This window comes from Streptomyces sp. O3 (assembly GCF_054788135.1).
In genome coordinates this window covers 66374-84945 of record NZ_JBTVYK010000005.1, presented here as the reverse complement: position 1 = coordinate 84945, position 18572 = coordinate 66374, and the positions used below count along the sequence as shown (strand labels likewise).

At 70.2% G+C, this 18572-nt stretch carries 19 protein-coding genes and 1 pseudogene; 12 read left to right on the top strand and 8 right to left on the bottom strand.

Annotation, left to right across the window (positions count from 1 at the left end; genetic code table 11):
• The first annotated feature begins 738 nt into the window (after positions 1-738).
• From ACX6XY_RS04645 to ACX6XY_RS04630, 4 genes are all read left to right on the top strand, one after another.
• Positions 739-942, top strand: coding sequence for a cold-shock protein (locus tag ACX6XY_RS04645; protein ID WP_356603469.1), 204 nt, complete (start codon positions 739-741; stop codon positions 940-942).
• A 249-nt stretch (positions 943-1191) separates the two neighbouring features.
• Positions 1192-2703 (top strand): DEAD/DEAH box helicase, encoded by a 1512-nt coding sequence (locus ACX6XY_RS04640; protein WP_460326642.1) that lies wholly within the window; start codon positions 1192-1194, stop codon positions 2701-2703.
• Between the two features lie 46 nt (positions 2704-2749).
• A complete protein-coding gene (locus ACX6XY_RS04635) occupies positions 2750-3154 on the top strand; it encodes a CBS domain-containing protein (RefSeq protein WP_460326640.1) in 405 nt (134 codons plus the stop codon).
• A 49-nt stretch (positions 3155-3203) separates the two neighbouring features.
• Complete coding sequence (locus tag ACX6XY_RS04630; protein WP_411057018.1) at positions 3204-3515, top strand: SCO5918 family protein; 312 nt, start codon at positions 3204-3206, stop codon at positions 3513-3515.
• Positions 3516-3595: 80 nt separating this feature from the next.
• On the opposite strand, the gene ACX6XY_RS04625 is transcribed toward ACX6XY_RS04630, so the two are convergent.
• Both ACX6XY_RS04625 and ACX6XY_RS04620 read right to left on the bottom strand, forming a co-directional pair.
• Positions 3596-3955 (bottom strand): hypothetical protein, encoded by a 360-nt coding sequence (locus ACX6XY_RS04625; RefSeq protein WP_460326638.1) that lies wholly within the window; start codon positions 3953-3955, stop codon positions 3596-3598.
• A gap of 126 nt (positions 3956-4081) precedes the next feature.
• On the bottom strand, positions 4082-4480 hold the full coding sequence (locus ACX6XY_RS04620) for a DUF2267 domain-containing protein (protein ID WP_460326636.1): 399 nt from the start codon (positions 4478-4480) through the stop codon (positions 4082-4084).
• A gap of 41 nt (positions 4481-4521) precedes the next feature.
• Between ACX6XY_RS04620 and ACX6XY_RS04615 the strand changes: the two genes are divergently transcribed.
• The 4 genes and pseudogenes from ACX6XY_RS04615 to ACX6XY_RS04600 all read left to right on the top strand — a co-directional run bounded on the left by ACX6XY_RS04615 (position 4522) and on the right by ACX6XY_RS04600 (position 8781).
• Positions 4522-5088, top strand: a complete 567-nt coding sequence (locus ACX6XY_RS04615) for a type III effector protein (protein WP_460326634.1) — start codon at positions 4522-4524, stop codon at positions 5086-5088.
• A gap of 852 nt (positions 5089-5940) precedes the next feature.
• On the top strand, positions 5941-6279 hold the full coding sequence (locus ACX6XY_RS04610; RefSeq protein WP_460326631.1) for a MerR family transcriptional regulator: 339 nt from the start codon (positions 5941-5943) through the stop codon (positions 6277-6279).
• 484 nt (positions 6280-6763) lie between these two features.
• Positions 6764-7209, top strand: a pseudogene (locus ACX6XY_RS04605) (IS110 family transposase); the annotation flags it as partial.
• Between the two features lie 276 nt (positions 7210-7485).
• Positions 7486-8781 carry a M20 metallopeptidase family protein gene (locus tag ACX6XY_RS04600; protein ID WP_460326629.1) on the top strand — a complete coding sequence of 432 codons (1296 nt, stop codon included), beginning with the start codon at positions 7486-7488 and terminating at the stop codon, positions 8779-8781.
• Positions 8782-8980: 199 nt separating this feature from the next.
• On the opposite strand, the gene ACX6XY_RS04595 is transcribed toward ACX6XY_RS04600, so the two are convergent.
• Positions 8981-9646 (bottom strand): hypothetical protein, encoded by a 666-nt coding sequence (locus tag ACX6XY_RS04595; RefSeq protein ID WP_460326627.1) that lies wholly within the window; start codon positions 9644-9646, stop codon positions 8981-8983.
• A gap of 324 nt (positions 9647-9970) precedes the next feature.
• Here ACX6XY_RS04595 and ACX6XY_RS04590 point away from each other — a divergent pair, with 324 nt between their 5' ends.
• Positions 9971-10303 (top strand): cytochrome P450, encoded by a 333-nt coding sequence (locus ACX6XY_RS04590; RefSeq protein WP_460326778.1) that lies wholly within the window; start codon positions 9971-9973, stop codon positions 10301-10303.
• Here the strand turns inward: ACX6XY_RS04590 and ACX6XY_RS04585 are convergent.
• The 4 genes from ACX6XY_RS04585 to ACX6XY_RS04570 all read right to left on the bottom strand — a co-directional run bounded on the left by ACX6XY_RS04585 (position 10293) and on the right by ACX6XY_RS04570 (position 14081).
• The gene (locus ACX6XY_RS04585) at positions 10293-11486 is read right to left on the bottom strand and encodes a cytochrome P450 family protein (protein ID WP_460326625.1); all 1194 of its coding nucleotides are present in this window, start codon (positions 11484-11486) and stop codon (positions 10293-10295) included. The two genes, ACX6XY_RS04590 and ACX6XY_RS04585, sit on opposite strands and share 11 nt — an antisense overlap.
• On the bottom strand, positions 11483-12796 hold the full coding sequence (locus ACX6XY_RS04580) for an MAB_1171c family putative transporter (RefSeq protein WP_460326623.1): 1314 nt from the start codon (positions 12794-12796) through the stop codon (positions 11483-11485). The genes ACX6XY_RS04585 and ACX6XY_RS04580 overlap by 4 nt, the downstream gene beginning before the upstream one ends.
• Complete coding sequence (locus tag ACX6XY_RS04575) at positions 12793-13401, bottom strand: regulator component (RefSeq protein ID WP_460326621.1); 609 nt, start codon at positions 13399-13401, stop codon at positions 12793-12795. The genes ACX6XY_RS04580 and ACX6XY_RS04575 overlap by 4 nt, the downstream gene beginning before the upstream one ends.
• Positions 13402-13583: 182 nt before the next feature.
• Positions 13584-14081 carry a helix-turn-helix domain-containing protein gene (locus ACX6XY_RS04570; protein ID WP_460326619.1) on the bottom strand — a complete coding sequence of 166 codons (498 nt, stop codon included), beginning with the start codon at positions 14079-14081 and terminating at the stop codon, positions 13584-13586.
• 528 nt (positions 14082-14609) lie between these two features.
• Here ACX6XY_RS04570 and ACX6XY_RS04565 point away from each other — a divergent pair.
• The 3 genes from ACX6XY_RS04565 (at position 14610) to ACX6XY_RS04555 (ending at position 17813) form a co-directional block, all read left to right on the top strand.
• Complete coding sequence (locus ACX6XY_RS04565) at positions 14610-15986, top strand: proprotein convertase P-domain-containing protein (RefSeq protein ID WP_460326617.1); 1377 nt, start codon at positions 14610-14612, stop codon at positions 15984-15986.
• A 190-nt stretch (positions 15987-16176) separates the two neighbouring features.
• A complete protein-coding gene (locus tag ACX6XY_RS04560) occupies positions 16177-17115 on the top strand; it encodes a helix-turn-helix domain-containing protein (protein ID WP_460326614.1) in 939 nt (312 codons plus the stop codon).
• 125 nt (positions 17116-17240) lie between these two features.
• Positions 17241-17813: a dihydrofolate reductase family protein gene (locus ACX6XY_RS04555; protein ID WP_460326612.1), complete on the top strand. Its 573-nt coding sequence runs from the start codon at positions 17241-17243 to the stop codon at positions 17811-17813.
• A 102-nt stretch (positions 17814-17915) separates the two neighbouring features.
• Here ACX6XY_RS04555 and ACX6XY_RS04550 read toward each other — a convergent pair whose 3' ends face one another.
• Entirely contained in the window at positions 17916-18482 is a 567-nt protein-coding gene (locus ACX6XY_RS04550; RefSeq protein WP_460326610.1) for a DinB family protein, read from the bottom strand.
• Positions 18483-18572 lie beyond the last annotated feature (90 nt).

Sequence of the window (18572 nt, the reverse complement as noted above, 5' to 3'; positions counted from 1 at the left end):
GGGAGCCGACCCGCTCCCCAAGCCCCTTCGACACCAACCGACACCACCCCACCCCAACGCCCTGAACAGGCAAAACAGCAAGCCAACCGGTGATGATCACGCCCGACCCTCATTCGGGACGAAGAGGTCGTGGGTTCAAATCCCGCCACCCCGACAGCCGAAACACCAGGTCAGGGGCCTGATCCGCGAGAGCGGGTCAGGCCCCTGAGTGGTTTCCGGGGGCGGCGGGGAGCCGACTTCGGGATCCGGCTCCTAAGTCACGCAGTTCGGCGCACGACCTGATCGTCGACGACCAGACGTGTCGGGGCCTCGTCTCAGGCGTCCGCGTCCAGGCCGACGCGTGTGACGGGGCCGAGGTGGACTGGCCGGGCTGGGCCCCGCATACGCAGGTTCCGATGACCTGCTGACGCCGCAGTGGTTGACCGCCTCGCTTCCGAAACGCCGCATTCGGAGTGCATGAATAACTGTGTTCGCGGCCTGAGGTTTTAGCAGCCATCGCGGACAGGGTTTTTGTCGGCGGCATACAGGGGAGATATTCGACGCACGCAGGACATGGTTACGTGCTACTGTCGAACCCAGTTGCAGTTTTGGTACCCAAAAACTTCAAGCGCCTCCTGTCGGCCGCATGCCGTACGGAAGCGCCTTGTATTTCCGGTCATTTTCCGGGCGGGGCATCATCGCGGCGACACGGCATCCGTACGGTACGGATGCCGGTGTACTGCCCTAAGGAGATATGACATGGCTGCTGGCACTGTGAAGTGGTTCAACGCAGAAAAGGGTTTCGGCTTCATCGAGCAGGACGGTGGCGGCCCTGACGTGTTCGCCCACTTCTCGAACATCGCCGCCCAGGGCTTCCGCGAGCTCCAGGAGGGCCAGAAGGTCTCCTTCGACATCGCGCAGGGCCAGAAGGGCCCGACGGCCGAGAACATCGTTGCCGCCTGACGCTGACGCGTAATACGTAGCTGGGGCCCGCGTCCCTCGGGGTGCGGGCCTCAGCTGCATGCGCTTCTCAGGGTTCTTACCCGCATCTGCGTCTCTCGCATTTTTTCACGTCAGCTCGTGCCGACAATTCTTTTGTCGTGAGCCAAGTTGCCTGCTTTCGCATTTCATTCGGCCCGTGCCTGTGATTCCCCACGCTGCTTCTCCATGCGGGAATTCCTCGATACGCGCCGTATCAAAGGAAGGTTCTCAATGAACCCCACGCGCACGAACAGCCGTTCTTCCCGCACACGCCGCGACGGCGGCCACACGTACGACTCCTCCGCCGGAACGGGCCGGGGCGGTCGCTCGGGTTCGTCCACGCCGAGCCGGTCGGGAGGTCCGAGCCGGTCGGGAGGATACGGCAGGCGTCCCGCCACCGGGCAGGGCGAGTTCGCCCTGCCCAAGACGATCACTCCGGCGTTGCCCGCCGTCGAGGCATTCGCCGACCTGGCCCTGGACCGGCGCCTCCTGGCCGCGCTCTCCGCGCAGGGCGTGTCCGTCCCGTTCCCCATCCAGGGCGCGACGCTGCCGAACTCCCTGACGGGCCGCGACGTCCTGGGCCGCGGCCGGACCGGCTCGGGCAAGACCCTGGCCTTCGGCCTGGCCCTGCTGGCCCGCACCGCCGGGCAGCTCGCCGAGCCCCGGCAGCCGCTGGCGCTGGTCCTGGTCCCCACCCGGGAACTGGCCCAGCAGGTCACCGACGCGCTCACCCCCTATGCCCGCGCCGTGAAGCTGCGCCTGGCCACCGTCGTCGGCGGCGTGCCGATCGGTCGGCAGGCGAACGCGCTGCGAAGCGGCGTCGAGGTCGTAGTGGCCACCCCCGGCCGCCTCAAGGACCTCATCGACCGCGGCGACTGCCGGCTGAACCAGGTGGCGATCGCCGTCCTGGACGAGGCCGACCAGATGGCCGACATGGGCTTCATGCCGCAGGTCACCGCGCTCCTGGACCAGGTCCGCCCCGAGGGACAGCGGATGCTGTTCTCCGCGACCCTGGACCGCAACGTCGACCTGCTCGTCCGCCGCTACCTCACCGATCCCGTCGTCCACTCGGTGGACCCGCCCCAGGGCGCGGTCACCACGATGGAGCACCACGTCCTGCATGTGCACGGCGCGGACAAGCAGCGGCTGACGACGGAGATCGCGGCGCGCGACGGCCGCGTGATCATGTTCCTGGACACCAAGCACGCCGTGGACCGCCTCACCAAGGAACTCCTCAACTCCGGTGTCCGGGCGGCCGCCCTGCACGGCGGGAAGACGCAGCCGCAGCGCACCCGCACCCTCGCCCGGTTCAAGACTGGGCACGTCACCGTCCTGGTCGCCACGAACGTCGCCGCGCGTGGCATCCACGTCGACAACCTCGACCTCGTCGTCAACGTGGACCCGCCGACCGACCGCAAGGACTACCTCCACCGCGGCGGCCGCACCGCGCGGGCCGGCGAGTCCGGCAGCGTCGTCACCCTGGTCACCGCCAACCAGCGCCGCGACATGACCCGCCTCATGACGGCCGCCGGGATCGTGCCCGAGACCACCCGGGTCCGCTCCGGCGAGGAGGCGCTCGCCCGGATCACCGGCGCGCGGACCCCCTCCGGCGTTCCTGTGACGATCACCGTGCCGCCCGCAGAGCAGCGTAAGCGCGGCACGACCTCGCGCGGTCGGCGCGGTCCCGCCTCAGCCGCCCGGCGCTCTGGCGGGCGGAGTTCCGTCCTCGGCGCGGCCGCCTGAGCGCCTCGTGATCCGGAAGCTGACCCATCTCCTCAGGAGGCACGTTGTGACGCTGGTCCAGATGCAGCCCCGCTCGACGGACACGGCCCTCGTACCCAGGACGGTGGTCGACGCCGTGGACACGGCCGGACTACAGGTCTGCGATGACATGACCGTCGAGGTGGCCCTGTCCGTCATGGCCGCGGCCCGCACCGGGCACTTGCTCATCTGCGACAACGACGGCCAGTGCACCGGCCTAGTCACCCGGGCCCAGCTCACCGCCGTCCGCGACAGCGCCGTCTACACGGACCGGCTCCAGCTGCGCGACCTCTCCGGCGACGGCGGGCCGCTCACCTCGGCCACCGCGTTGACGATCGGGCGGGCGGTACGTCCCCGGACGGTCACCCCGTCCGTCGTGCGCGAGCAGGCCGACGCCCACGGCGCCCCCGCGCCCATCCTCGTCCTCGCGTGAACCGCCTCACCACGGCGGAACCATCCCCTTCCTCTCCCTGTGAGGCATCGTGCGCTGTGTCATCGCCCGCTTCCCGTTCGACCTCTCCAAGAGCGGCGTCCTGGAGACCATGCGGGGCGTGAAGCCCGAAGAAGTCGTCGGCGAGTCCGTGATCATCGGCCGCCGCGCCTACCCCGTCAAGCAGGTCGGTCAGGCCATCACACGTCAGGACCGCCGCGACTTCAGCGCCGGTGAAGTCCTCCGCGCCATGACCAAGCTCGGCTTCACCTGTCGCGGCCTCCCCCAGAACACCGCACCCGCCCGCGGCCTCGACGCCCTCCAGCACGCCTCCGCGATGCTCGGCGCCCCGGCAGCGGCCTGACCGTGGCACGCGGGCGAACGTGAGCTGACACTCGGGCCCTCTCGCCTATTCGGTGGAGGGGCTTCCCCAAGGGCGCGAAGTCAGTTATCGGAGTAGCTGAAGTCGCCCATGGTCCAGGCGCTGACGTCCGCGATCGAGACGCGGTACATCCCGCCCGTCTCCGGGATCCCCACCGTGCCATGAAGGATCCGCGCCATGTGGAAGTGCAGATACGCGGGCTGCCCGTCCCTCCGTGTCGTAGCGGTGAAGACGGCGGAGAACTCTCCGAGGCGGTCGGAGTCCGCCAGGACCTCCGAGACCCGCTGCCTCCACACTGCTTCGGGCGCCAGTCGACCGGTGATGACAGCGCCACCGGTGACCACCGTCAAGGACATCTGATTGTTCTGCCCGGACTCCACCAGCGTGGCAACGTCAACGAGCAGTTCGTCAAGCTTCGACATGGGAGCCGATCTTATTCACGGTTCGTACCGTCGTCCCCTCAACCGGTCGTGCCACCGGGCGAGAAGGGCCGTCACCGAAGCCTCCGGTGCCGCCGTCGAGGTTGGGGTGCACATGCGGAGGACGGGTCAGGAGGAGGCGGTCTCGCGCCGTGGCTGGTGGAGTTCGGCTCTCCCGAAGAGGAGGGCATATCCGGAGGGGAGCTGGTTGATGATGCGGTCGAGGAGTTCGGGTCCGGCGAGCTGGGATACGACGGAGAGGACGGCGCCGACGTTCCAGCGGGTGGCTGCGGGTGTGCTGTCGGTGCGCTGGGCGAGGTCCTTGACGAACTCCCACCCGGTGAGGGGTGTGACGGCGGGGACCTGGGCGGTGAGGACGAGGGCGGCCTCGACGGGGAGCCGGGCGGCGAGGTCGACGCGTTCGTCGGCGACGAGCTGTCGTCCCAGCGCGGCGAGCACGCGGCGGACGGCTTCGTCGGCGCGTTCGAGGGTCGGGTGGGCGCCCTCGTAGCGCACGCACTCGAGCATCTGGGCGTAGGGCGCCGCGGCGGTGAGGCTCTCGTGGGCGAGTGCTGTCCGCGACCACCCCCGACACGCCTTCGCACAGCTCCAGCGAGGAAGCGCTCACCGCCCTCCTCCCCCTGCGTGAGCTGCGCGAACAGCTAGCCGCATGGGAGCCCGGACTCATCGAGACCGCCCGGGACGCCGACGCCAGCCGGGCCGACCTCGCCCACCCCTTCGGCGTCACCAGCCGCCAGGCCGCCGAACGCCGCTACCTCCGCGTACGCCCCGGCAACCCCGGCACCACCGGAGAGCAACGCGTCCAGACGATCCGCGACCGCCGCGCCGCCGACCGCACCGTCATGACCTGGGCCCGATCGAACGCCGCCGACCTGCGTCAACTCGCTGGACAGATCAGCGCCCTCGACACCCTGCCCCCGGACGCACAGGCCGACCTGTCCGCGGCCCTCGCGAACAGCGACCCCGCCCTGCTCCTCGAACCGCTGGTACACACCCACGCCCACCTCGCCGCCCTCCAACCCGACCGGGCCACGCGCGTCGGCGACCTGACCCGTCGCACCGAAGACCTCCGCGACGAAAGCGACCAACGCCGCTCCCGCACCTCACAGCCCTGACTCGGAACCTCGCAGGCCCTGCCCGCCCATCGCGAGCCCTCGCCACCGCCCGGCCCGCCCTTCGCATCACTGTTCGAGGTCGATTACCTGACCACCGAGCATGCGAAAATCTATGTCGGCTGGAGTAGACATTGGGTGCTGGCGTAGCTATGGTTTCTCTCGTAACCCAGAGAGACAGACAGGGCCCGGCAGAAACGAACTGCCGGGCAAGCGGTACCAGCAGGACAAGTGGTTGTAGTTCGCAGGACGGTGCGGCGGTGGAGTTTCGAAGCCAAGGTTTTCGCAGGACGGCGACGGGACTGACGGCCGGACCGGGTGGCCCGCAGTGATCAGGGGCCGCCGTGAGCGGGACCGCGGTTATGTGCAGGTGCGGTACCCGTGAGTGCAGTGCGCAGTACCCAGCAGTGAAGTCAGTGAGCGGTACTCCTGGTGAAGGCGTCGGCTGCGGACGCGCGCACCGGGAAATCCGGCAGCGGGGTTCCAAGCCAGAGCAGACGCAGGACAGGCAACGGGCTGGCTGTCGAAGAGTGGCGCTGCCACAGGCCACTGAGCAGTTCGCATCACCCGCAGTACCCGTAGTAAGTAGTTGATCACCGAGGAAGAACGGAGGAACCCGCGCCATCAGGATCGCCCGGGCGGAAGTCTGAGTCCGGGTACCGCAGGACATCGATAGTGAGGTGGTCTCCGGTCAAGCAACCGCGATCCCCGCAGTCCCGGCAGCAGTCAGGTCGGGTACGCGGACACAGAAGGCCGGCGCAGTATCAGGGCCGGCAGGTGGTGTAGTAGTTCCTTCGGGGCCCTGGTGCCGTTACGGTGCCAGGGCCCCTCAACGCGTTTCCCAGAGAGGTGCAAATGACAGCAGATGACTCGTACGGCCGTCTCGACGACGACGACTACCCCGCCTACACCATGGGCAGGGCCGCCGAAATACTCGGCACCACACAAGGATTCCTCCGCGCCATCGGCGAAGCCCGCCTCATCACCCCGCTGCGCTCGGAGGGCGGCCACCGCCGCTACTCCCGCTACCAGCTGCGCATCGCCGCCCGCGCCCGCGAACTGGTCGACCAGGGCACGCCCATCGAGGCCGCCTGCCGCATCATCGTCCTCGAAGACCAGCTCGAAGAGGCACAGCGCATGAACGCCGAATACCGCCGCGCAGCCACATCGGCCGTGCCACCGGCCGCGCCTTGAGGCGAGTCCGCCCCCCGTCGGAATCGACCCACGGGTGCGGCCCGACGGCCTGGCGGCGGATACTCGCGAGCGAGGCCCGCGCGAGGCCCGCCCCCATGTCAGCACTGCGCATGGCCTGGTAGATGCCGTATGCCCGGCCCACGCGGAGCACTCAATCCGGCGCAGTGAGCTTCAGTCAGCGCTGTTGGCGCCGACCGGAGAGTTCATGTGCGGAACTGCGCATCAGGCCGTCGACGTCTGGCGAGACTGCCCCGTTACCTTCTAGACGGCCCCGATCTTGGGGCTCCCGGCCTTCTGGCCCGGCATGACTTTTGCCCCCTGTCGACCATGCCCCGGGGGGTGGTGTCACCGGGTCGGGAGGCGCCGGTAGATCGCTAATAGGGGCAGGAGCGCCGGTCCGCCGGCAACGCTCTTCGTCACGTGGTTGCCGGATGCCGACGCCGTGCCTTGGGCGGGAAGACAAGACCCTCCCAGGAGGAGTGAAGTGATCGACATCCGCGACGTGGCCGTCTTCCTCGGCCTCGACGTCGGCAAGGGCGAACACCACGCCACCGGCCTCATGCCGGACGGCAGGAGCGTCGTCGACAAGCCGCTGCCGAACAGCGAGCCGAAGATGCGGGCCATGCTCGACAAGCTCACGGCCAAGTACGGCCGGGTCCTGGTCGTCGTGGACCAGCCCGCCTCGATCGGTGCTCTGCCACTGGCCGTAGCCGCGACGCGGGCTGCGAGGTGGCGTATCTGCCGGGCCTGACGATGCGGCGGATCGCGGACCTCTATCCAGGTGAGGGCAAGACCGACGCCCGCGACGCGGCGATCATCGCGGACGCCGCCCGCACCATGCCCCACACGCTCCGCTCGATCGAGCTGACGGACGAAACCATCGCCGAACTCCACATGATCGTCGGGTTCGACGACGACCTCGCGGGCGAAGTCAACGGACAGGCCCTGGAGCACCCGGCCGACCAGCAGTGGCCCCGCGTCCCAGGCGACGGCCGCCAGCAGCGCCCCGGCGCGGCGGGCCGCCCACCCGGTAGCCCCGAACAGGTGAGATAACCCGAACGGGTGACGCGGAAAACAGGCGGGAATTCCCGGTGCGGCAGGGCTGTACGCGTGTGGCCGCGTCCGTTTGAACAGGCACGGAAAGCCTGCCCGTTCCTACGGTGAGAGGCGACAGCGAGGGGGAGCAACAGGAACGGAGTACGGAGCATGGGCGACGAGGCGATCTACACCGAGCTGGACCGGCGCGCGGCCGGCGTGTCCGACCAGGTGGTGGCCTGGCGCCACCACCTCCACCAGCACCCGGAGCTGTCCAACCGGGAGACGAACACCGCCCGGTACATCGCCGACCACCTGCACTCCCTCGGCCTGGACGAGGTCCGCACCGACATCGCCGGGCACGGCGTGATCGGCGTCCTGCGCGGCGGAAAACCCGGCGACCGGGTCATCGCGCTGCGCGGCGACATCGACGCCCTGCCGGTCAAGGACCTCAGCGGGGTCGACTTCGCCTCCGCGGTCGTCGACGAGGACTACCCCGGCGGCCCGTTCCCCGTCTCCCACGCCTGCGGCCACGACTGCCACACCGCGATGCTCATGGGCGCCGCCACCGTCCTGGCCGGAGTACGCGAACAGCTCACCGGCACCGTCCTGTTCGTCTTCCAGCCCGCCGAGGAGGGCCCGCCCGTCACCGAGAAGGGCGGCGCCCGCGAGATGGTCGACCAGGGCGCGTTCAACGATCCGGCCCCCACCATGGCGTTCGGCATGCACGTCACCCCCTACCCCCAGGGCTACGTCGGCTACCGGGTCGGCAACCAGTACGGCGCCTCCTGCCTGATCAGGATCGTCGTCACCGGCGAGCAGGTCCACGGCTCCACCCCCTGGCAGGGCACCGACCCCATGCCCGCCGTCGGCGGCATCCTCACCGGCATCGGCCAGCTCTACCGCCAGCTGCCCGCCTTCGACCCGGTCACCGTCACCATCGGCCACATCGAGGACGTCGGCCGCTTCAACATCATCGGCGAGACCGTCACTCTGTGGGGCACCATCCGCTGCACCGTCGAGACCGACATGAGCGACGTCCAGAAACGCCTCACCGCACTCGCCGAGCACACCGCCCAGGCGTACGGCTGCACCGCCGCCGTCGACTGCCTCCAGGACGTCCCCGCCGTCCACAACAAGGCCGAATGGGTCGAGGCCGGCCTGCCCACCTTCCGCCGCGTCGTCGGAGACGACAAGGTCGTCGAGACCTCCCCCACCCTCGGCTACGACGACGTCTCCGAGTTCGTCAACCGCTACGGCGGCCTGTACGTCATGCTCGGCGTCCAGGACGCCGAACTGAACCAGGACGGCGCCCCCGTCCCCGTACCCGGCGGACGCGGCCTGGTCACCAACCACAACCCCCACTTCTACGCCGACGACTCCACCCTCGTCACCGGCGTCCGCCTCCACGCCCACACCGCCTACGACCACCTCACCGGCACGCTCACACCCGGCCAGGCAGACTGACCCTGGGCGTCATGACCGGTCCCCGGCCGCCCGCCAGAACGCTCGTGACCAGCGCCGCCGCGTACCCGGCGCTGCTGTGACCGGTCGCGATAGACGACATCGGCGGAGTACGCCAGAACCTTGCTCAGGCCGATGCGACTGAGCGCGACAGCGCGGGCCGTCCGGCCAGGTAGGCGCTGGGATTCGGCGGCGCCGGCGATCAGCCGCCGTGGAGCCCCCACTCGTCGAGGCCGCCGTACACATGGGCTTCAAGGCATCGCGGAGCGTCCATGCCGACGGCCTCGCCTCGGTAGAGGGCGATGAGCGAGTCCTTGCCCCGCCACCACGTGTCCGTCACGCCCTGCACTTCAGGCACCGGCTCGAAGCCGACGAGGTCCAATGACTCGACAGCCTTCCCCTTGATCCTTGTCACCGTCTTGGCACAGCGACCGGCATGGGCGGCGAGCGCCAAGGACTCCACCCATCCGTCTGTGCTGGCATGCAGCGGTGTCCAGCGGTAGGCATCGATCCCGAACGCGCCGTCGGGGCCGATCTTGAATCCGTAGGCCATGGACACCCGGCAGCTTCCTGCCCGAAACAACCAGCCCTCAGCGGCGGAGCCCTTGGGACAGCCGGCGTCCAGAATGCGCGGACCGCCCTCGTAGAACGGGGCAGGCGGCAGCGCGAGACCGCCCCATCGGTCCTGGAAGGCCGCGGCCCGGTCGATCTCCACGGCCGGGACCCCGTGCTCGATCCACCTCCCCCGACGCTGCCCGATGCCCTGCCGAGGAACACGAACGCCGTCCACCTCGATGAACCTCTTGGCTCGGTCGCTCAGGCCAGCAGGTGCAACCGGGATGGGCGACATAGGAGTGGCGGCCGTCATGGTGCCGGAGTCTAGTGGCGGGGGCCAGACGCGCTTCGGGTGTCAGTCGTCGCGACCAGGTGGCAGCTATCGCGACCAGGCACAGCTGCCGACCACCCCGACAGAGAAACACCGGGTCAGGTCCGGTGCTGAGAAATCAGCACCGGACCTGACTCGCGTGAGGAGGGCATCGACAGCCTCATCGCCACCGCCCGTCGCCAAGACGCCAACGGCGGCCCCGACCTGCTGTCCACGCTCCTGGCCTCACCTCTGACCGACACCGAGGTACGAGACGAATGGTCACCTCCTCTTCGCCGGCACCGAGACCGTCGCCTCCACCCTCAGCTGGGCCTTCCACGACATCGCCCGGCACCCCACGGCTACGCCCTCCACCGCGACCCTCGTCTCTTCCCCCACCCCATCCGCTTCGATCCCGACCGGCCCCACCACACACTCCTGCCGCCGGCCTTCATCCCCTTCGGCGCCGGCGGCCGCAAGCGCATAGGCGACACTTACGCCGTCACCGAGAGCGTCATCACCCTCGCCACCGTCCTGGCTCGCTGGCATCTCGCCCCGGTCGCCCACCACACCCCCAAGCCGTCACCGTCAGGCATGCCCCACCCCGACCACCTGCCCATGACGCCCCACGCACGCTGCCCAGCCAGGCTCAGACGATGAGGGGGAGCGACGTGAGGCCGCGCATCAGTCGGGTGTGGCGCCACTCCAGCCGCTCGGCGGGAACCGCCAGCCGGGCGTCGGGGAAGCGGGAGACGACGGCTCGGAGCGCCAGCTCGGCTTCGGCTCGGGCAAGGGGGGCGCCGAGGCACCGGTGGACGCCGTGGCCGAAGGCGAGGTGCCCGGCGGCCTGGCGGGCGAGATCGAGCCGGGTCGGGCCGGGGAAGCGGGCGGGGTCGTGGTTGGCGGCGCCGGGGGCGATGAGGACCGGTACGCCCGCGGGGATCTCCGTACCGCCCAGCGTGAGGGGTTCGGTGCTGTAGCGGAAGGTGGCGATCCCGACGGGTGAGTCGAAGCGCAGCAACTCGTCCAGCGCGCCGCCGATGAGCTGTGGCTCGGCCGTCAACCGCGCGAGCGAATCCGGGTGTTGCAGCAGGGCCAGGACCGCGTTGCCGATGAAGTTGGTCGTGGTCTCGTGGCCCGCTACGAGGAGGAGCACGGCGAGCGATACGAGTTCGTCCTCGGTCAGCCGGTCCTGGCCGTCGCGTACCGCGATGAGTTCGTCGAGCAGGTCCCCGGCCCGCGAGCGGGATTCAGACGCGCGGCGTTTGGTGGCGACGAGGTCGGTCATGTACTCGGCGACGGCGTGTGAGGCGCGGTCGATGCGTCGGGTGTCTCCGGCGGCGAAGAGGTCGTTCGACCAGGCGCGCACGCGCTGACGGTCGGCCGACGGCACCCCCAGCATCTCGCAGATGACGGTGACCGGCAGCGGCACCGCGAGGCTCGCGACCAGGTCCACCGGTCCGTGCGCGGGCCAGTCGTCGAGCAGCTCGTCGACCAGGCCCGCGATGTACGGGCGCAGGCGCGCGACGGCCCCGGTGGTGAACGCCTTCGTCACCAGCGCCCGCAGCCGGGTGTGCCGTGGCGGGTCGGTGGCGAGCATGCTCTGGGCGACGGCCGGATGGAGGTCGCGCCCCGACGGCCGGTCGGCGAAGAACCGCACGGTGTCCTTCGACAGCCGGGGGTCGGCGAACGCCTCCCGCGCCTCCGCGTACCCCGTGACCAGGTAGCTGTAGTGCCCTCCCGAACCGGTGGGCACCCTCTGGACCGGGGCCGCGTCTCGCAGCCGGGCGTAGGTCGGGTAGGGGTCGGCGAAGAACCTCGGGTCCCGCAGCGGGTCGGTCACGTCCGCGCGTCCGTTCCGGCGGGCGCCAGGTCGCCGCCACCGCCGCCGTCGCCACCGCCGCCGTCGCCGCCATCACCGTGGTCGTGGTCGCGGTCATCGTCCCCACGCGCGATCCCGTCCCGCGCATAGGCGTCGGCGACGAGGAGCAGCCACTCGGTCTCGGCGCGGAGGTCGCCCGCGCGGGCGGCGGTCCGGGCCGCGCTGTCAGCGGCGGTATCAGGCGACGGCCGCGGCTCGTCCCCCGACTTCTTCGCTCGTACGGCGGCGCGCAGCACCGCGGCCTCCACGACCGCGTGTCCTTCCGGGGTGTCCGTCAGGCCGCGCGCGTCGACGGCCCGCTGGGCACGTTCCTGGACGTACCGCGAACGGTGGGGGCGGAGTGCGAGCGCGCCGTCGTTGATCTCGATCACGCGGCGGTGCAGGAGGAAGTCGGTGTCGGAGTCGGTCCGGTGGCGCCGCTCGCCGGAGGGGGCTCCGGCCTCGGCCGAGGCCGTCAGGACCACCTCGGGTGTCGCGCCGGTGACGTCCGCCCACAGCGGGCCGAGTGCGGCGTACGACCGCGACTCCCAGCGCCGTCGCAGGAACTGGCTGACCGGCCAGGCGACCGCGGGGAGGGTGAGGCCCACGGCCATGAGGAGTACGGCCAGGGCGGGCGCGGTCACGCTGAATCCGCAGCGGAGGGGAGTCACGGGCGTCGAACACCGGCCGCCGTCCGGCACGAACCCCCATCCGAGCCCGACGGACAGCAGGGCGAACACCTTGTACGCGGCGTAGAGCAGCGCGAAGACACAGCCGGACGCGGTGACCCGGAGTCCGACGCGCTGGCTCCTCCGCCGTGCGCGCTGGGACTGCTTCCAGGTCTGCTGGCCGAAGTCCTTCACGGTGACGCCCAGATACGAGATGTAGATCAGCACGTACAACGCGTACAGCTGGGGCGACCGGCCGGTCAGCTGCTCGGCGACGAAGAACACCGTCATCCCGGCGACGGCGATCCCGAGGAACAGCACCCGCAGCCGGATGCCCCGCCGGGCCGCGTCGGGCTCCAGGTTGAGCTGGAGCATGAACGCCAGCACCGAGGTCGCGGCGGCCAGCGTGAACGAGTTGCTGAGCAGACGCCCCACATGCGGCACGACGCTCTCGACCGCGTTCTCCACGAACGGCACGTACGAGAGGAAGGCGAGCGCGAACGAGACCAGCAGCACGACCATGGGCCAGGTGCCGGTCGGCCGGTCGCCGCCTCGTCCGCGGGCCCAGTAGCCGGCGGCGAGGAGAAGCACGACGGCCACGCCCGAGAACAACAGGTCGATCATGGGTGCCGATGGCCTTTCCTGGTGGGTCTGATCCTGGTGGGTCTGATCCTGGCGGGTCTGGCAGCCCCGGCGGGCTTGGCCCTGTCGGCCCTGTCGGCCCTGTCGGGCCTGGCGAAGAGGGCTTCCCAGCGCTCGGCGCCCTGCGCGGGCTCGCTGGGGGGAAGTTCGCGTCCCCGATAGACGCGCTGCCGTATGACGGTCGCCATCATCTCGGCCTCGCGCTCGTCGTCCGTCGAGTAGCTGGTGCGCCCGTTCATCCGCTGGACGAGGGTGGGGCTGAAGCCGACGGCGGCGAGGGCGTCGGCGCCCAGCTCCAGGCTGCCGGGGTGGTCGCAGATGATGTGACTGACCTCGTGCGCGAGTATGTGGTTCTGGTGCAGCGTGGACGTCCCCTCCTCGTAGAAGAGGAGGTCGACCTCCGGCGTCTCCAGCCGGATTCCGCACGGCGCGTCGATCGCGCCGAGCGTGCTCAGGGGTCTGAGGAGGATCGGACGGCCGCGCAGCGCCGCCACGGCGTCGCACAGGTCGCGGGTGTTGAAGCGGTGGGGGAGCCGAAGGGCCGCTACGCGTTCCTCGCACGCGCTACGGAGCCGCTCAAGGTCCATCGTCCGTCCTGACGCTGTCCGGTCCGGGGCCGGGTCCGGTTCCGGGGCTGGCCGCGTGGGCGGCGAATCGCTCGAAAGGGTAGACGAATACTCGGGCCTCGGCCAAGGGGATCCAAGCCCTTGGCCGGTCCCTGGCCGGTCCCTGGCCGGTCCCTGGCGGAAGGTCCGGGTGACGAGGAGCGCTAGTCGTCCAGGTTTAGGTTGTTCGGCGCGGATTGGGGCGTGGACTCGGAGTCGGAGTCGGAGTCGGGCGCGGGTTCGCCCGGCAGTCCCTCCAGGATCCGGGCCTGCTCGATCACCGCCGTCACCATCTGCAGGGTCTCGGTGCTCAGGCCGTTGGCGCGCAGGGCGACGGTACGGACGTTCTGGTCTCGCATCGCGGCGAGTACGGCGATCTCCGCCCGCGTGCGACGGGCGGCCTCCTCGTCGACGAAGTACCCGGCGGGCACACCGAAGAAGTCGGCGAGCGCCTTGATGGTGTGCCGGGTGGGATTCTTCTTGGCGCCGGTCCGCAGCTGCTGGATCGCGCTCGCGGTGAGCCCCTTGCCCTGGCCCCCCGACGCCTCCTGGATGCCCTCGGCGACCTCGGCGTACGTATAGGGCCCGCGATGCCGCGGGTGGACCTCCTTGAAGAGGTAGTCCAGCAGCTCGGCGAACGTGCGCGGCTCTTCCTCTGTCACGTCCGTACATCCTTAGTCTTGATCGTCACCGCGCCCACTCTGGTGTGGGTCGAGAGGTGAACGCGGCAGCCCCTCACCACTCTAGTTGACGTCCGCCCGCGACCAGGGTGTAGGTTCACACCCGAGCCCCTCACACCAGAGTGTTGCGCCACTGGTCACGCACTGGTCGGGGGTATCCGGTGCGCTGGGGTGCAGCAAAACCCGCGATGAGAGGGGCCGGGTTCCACGGGGGTGGACCCGGCCATCCTCAACCCTCAAGGTTAAAGATTCAACCGGGTGCTGCCGCCCGGCCGGGCACGGCCGCCGCGGCCGACCGGAATCACGCGTGCGCACCCGCCCCCACCAGGCGCGATGCCAGCTCCTTCGCGACTGCTCCGGACTGATTTCAGCGTTTAGAGCGCGACGTTCAGGGTTTGCGCGCCCGGCTCCTTCGCCCTGTTGTCCCGCCCCGCCGGGCGGCGGACATTACCCGGCGGTGGCGCCCGCGATGCCGCGAGGCGCGTCCCCCACCCCGAAGAAGGAGCGAACGTGAACAGGAACGCGAACAGGAACGCGAACAGGAACGCGAACAGGAACGCGAACAGACGGATACGTACCGTCCTGACGGCACTCGGCGCGGCGGTCGCCGTTTCCGCCGCGGTGCTCCCGGCGAGCAGTGCCGGGGCCGCGGCCCCGCCGCCTCCAGGGCGGGAACTGAAGCAGGTCGTGAGCGGCGCGATGCAGGGCAGCCTCGGCGGCCAGGCCAGGGAGGGCTACGGGCTGACGGCGTCGGCGAAGCTGGACGTCCTGGTCGAGCCGCAGCGGTGGTCCGCCGACGGCACGTGGACGTTCGGGAGTTCGGCGTTCCTGATCCCCCGCGGCGTCGAGACCTCCCCCGTGGTCTCGTTGTTCGTCGCCCGGCGTTCGGGCGACTCCTGGCAGGTCGGTCTCCAGGGCGCCCCGGCCTTCGCCGCGCTGTCGCACCGTGCGCCCTCCTCGGTGGTCAAGGACTCCGAGCGCGCCCCGTTCGCCCGTACGTCGTCGCCCGAGCCGCTCGCGGCCACCGGGCTCTCGCTGCCGTGGCGCGAGAACACCGGCTGGGCCCACTGGGGTGTGCACGGCAACAGCGGCACGTCCCGCCCGTACAACTCGATCGACTTCTACGGCGGCGACGGCAACGTACGGGCCTCGCGGGCCGGGACGATGTACCGGCACTGCACCAGCGGTGGCCGCTGGCCGTACATCACGGTGATGCACGACAACGGCTACACCACCGGCTACTACCACCTGCGCGACACCACCGACAAGTCCTCGGGAAGCGCGGTGGCGCACGGCGAGTACCTCGGCAGGATCGCGGAGGAACTCCCGTGCGGCGGCTCCGCCAACGGCGACCACACGCACTGGACCCTGTGGTCGGGGTCGGGCGGCAACACCCCGGTGGCGGTGCGGGGCAGGGAGATCGGCGGCTGGACCTGGTGGGAGGGTTCGTCGGCCTACCAGGGGTACGCCGAGCGGGGCGGCACCCGTATCTACCGCAACCGGTGCTGCAACCTCGTCAACTACGGAGGCGGCGGCGACCCCGGCAGGATCTTCGAGAACACGGACAACGTGAACATCCCTGATCTAGGGCAGGCCGAGTCGTCCATCACTGTGAGCGGGATCAGCGGAAACGCGCCCGCGTCCCTGTCGGTGTACCAGGACGTCCACCACACCTGGCGCGGCGATCTGCGGATCGACCTCATCGGGCCCAGCGGTACGGCCTACCGGCTGCGCACGCCCGACCCCGACGACAACGGCGACATCATCCACGAGACCGACACGGTCGACGCCTCGGCGGAACCGGCGAACGGCGTCTGGAAACTGCGGATCAAGGACACGGCGGTCAACGACAGCGGCTACCTCGACGCGTGGACGTTGACCTTCTGACCCTGGCCTTCTGACCCTGGCCTTCCGACCCTGGCCTTCTGACCCTGGCCTTCCGACCACACGTGGGGGCCAGGCGTCCGGGTGCGGCGCGGGAAGCGAGTTGGTTCGCTGTTCTCGACTGCGCCCGCGGCCCCCGGTACCTTCGTGCTCGCCTGAGTACGAAGGTACCGGGGGCAGGAGGACCGCGCACATGGTGACCAGTACGCGCACCACGCCCGGCCACGGGCAGCCGGACCTGCTGCACGCCGACTCCTTCGACGCTGCCCTGCGTACGGCCATCCGGGCCCGCGGCCTCAGCCTCGACCGGCTGCACGCCCGGCTCGCGGAACGCGGCATCCGGGTCAGCGTGGCCAGCCTCTCCAACTGGCAGCGCGGGCGCTGCCGCCCCGAACGCTCCCACTCGCTGCACGCCGTCCGCGCCTTGGAGCAGATCCTGGGCATACCGCAGGAGTCCCTGGTCGCCCGGCTCGGCCCGCCACGCCCCCGCGGCCGCTGGGCCCGGCACGTCCCCGGCGCGCTGTCCTACCGCGACGTCTGCCCGGTGCACGGCAGCGTCGGCAGACTCCTCGGCCAGATCGAACACACCGCCGACGGACAGCTTGAGTGGCTGAGCTGTCACGAGCGCTTCCAGGTCGGGCCCGAGCGCGAGGAGCGCAGCGTGCACACCCGGCTGGTGTTCCGGGCGCGCGCGGACGGCGTCGACCGCCATGTGGTGGTGCACCACAACGAGTTGGGCCGACTCCCGGACCTCCACCACTCCGCCTACTGCCGCACGGGCCGCGTACGGACCGACCCGGACGCCGGAGTCACGGCGATGGAACTGCTCTTCGAGCGCCCCCTGCAACGCGGCGAAACACACGTGATCGAGTACGAGTTCGGCTACCGCGAGTGCGGACCGCCAGCGCACTTCTACCAGCGCTGGTTCCGCTTCCCGGCCCACGCGTACCTGCTCCAGGTGCAGTTCGACCCGGCCGCCCTGCCCACCCGCTGCTACCGCGCCTGGCAGCCGAACGTGTCCACACCGGCCAACGACGCCACGGAGCTGCGCCTGACCGGCTGGCACACCGTCCACCTGGCCGAGACCCCGACCCGTCCCGGAGTCCACGGCATCCGCTGGGAGTGGGACTGACCCGAAATCCATCACGCCGCGGCCGATGAGTTTCCGTGCGGGCCGGGGTCATAAGACCGAAGACAGCAGCAAGCAGCCAGCAGCCGCGCGCATGCGGCGGCGGCGACCAGCCAGGAGGACTTGAGATGCGTACGTTGATCAGCTCCGCATTCGTCTCGCTCGACGGTGTCGTGGAGGCTCCGGGCGGCGAGCCCGGCTACCGGAACTCCGGGTGGACCTTCAAGGACATCGAGTTCGTCCCGGAGGCCTTCGAGATCAAGGGCCGGGAACAGGAGGAGTCCTCGGCCATGCTGATGGGCCGGGCGAGCTACGAGGTGTTCAGCGAGGCCTGGCCCGACATGGAGGACTTCGCCCGGTACAAGACCCTGCCGAAGTACGTCGTCTCCACCACGCTCAGCGAGGACGACCTGGTGTCGAACTGGGGAGAGACCACGATCCTGCGCTCGATCGACGAGGTGGCCGCGCTGAAGAAGACCGAGGGCGGGCCGATCATCATGCACGGCAGCGCCTCGCTGAACCGAGCGCTCTCCGACGCCGGTCTGATCGACCGCTACCACCTCCTCGTCTTCCCGCTGCTGCTCGGCGCGGGCAAGCGGATGTTCAGCGACACGGACAAGGACACCCAGCACCTGAAGCTCGTCGAGCACGAGGCGTACGCCAACGGCCTGCAGAAGAACGTCTTCGACGTCGTCCACTGACGCCGAAGCGGACGCGGACGGTGTCCCAGGGCCCGCCCGGCGGCCGGTCAGTCCGCCCGGCGGCCGGTCAGCGCGACCGCCGGGCCGCCGCCAGCGACGCCGTCACTGGCCCACCCGTCCGTCGACGCACTCGCGCAACAGGTCGGCGTGCCCGCAGTGCCGGGCGTACTCCTCGATCCGGTGCACCAGCAGCTCCCGGACCGGGATCCCGTCCTTCCCCAGGCGCTCGCCCAGGTCCGGGTACGCGTCCAGCACGGCGTCGGTCGCGGCCTGTTCGCGCTCCAGGTCGCGGTACGCGGCGTCGACCACGGCCTGGTCGGGGAACGCGCCGTCGAAGTCCGCGTCGTCCGCGCCGTACAGCTTCGGCGTCGGATCGCCGTCGGTGATCCAGTCGCGCCAGTCCCGCTCCGTCTCGGCGAGGTGCCGGAGCAGGCCGAGCAGCGACATCGTGGACGGCGGAACCGACCGACGGGCCAGCTGTTCCGGGTTCAGGCCCTCGCACTTCATCCGCAGGGTCATGCGGTAGCCCGAGAGGAAGTCCCGCAGCGTCGCCAGCTCGCCCTCCGGACTGACTCCGGTCTCGCGCGGGTCGTCGTCCGGGTCAACCCACATGTCAGGGTAGACGGTTGCCTGGGTCCAGCGTGCGGATGCGTCGGTCATACGTGCCATCCTCGGCCACGTACGCCCGGACACGCACCCTCTTTTGCGCGCTGTGCCAGCGGCCTTCGCACGCGGTACCGGGTGCGCGCGGCACCGGGT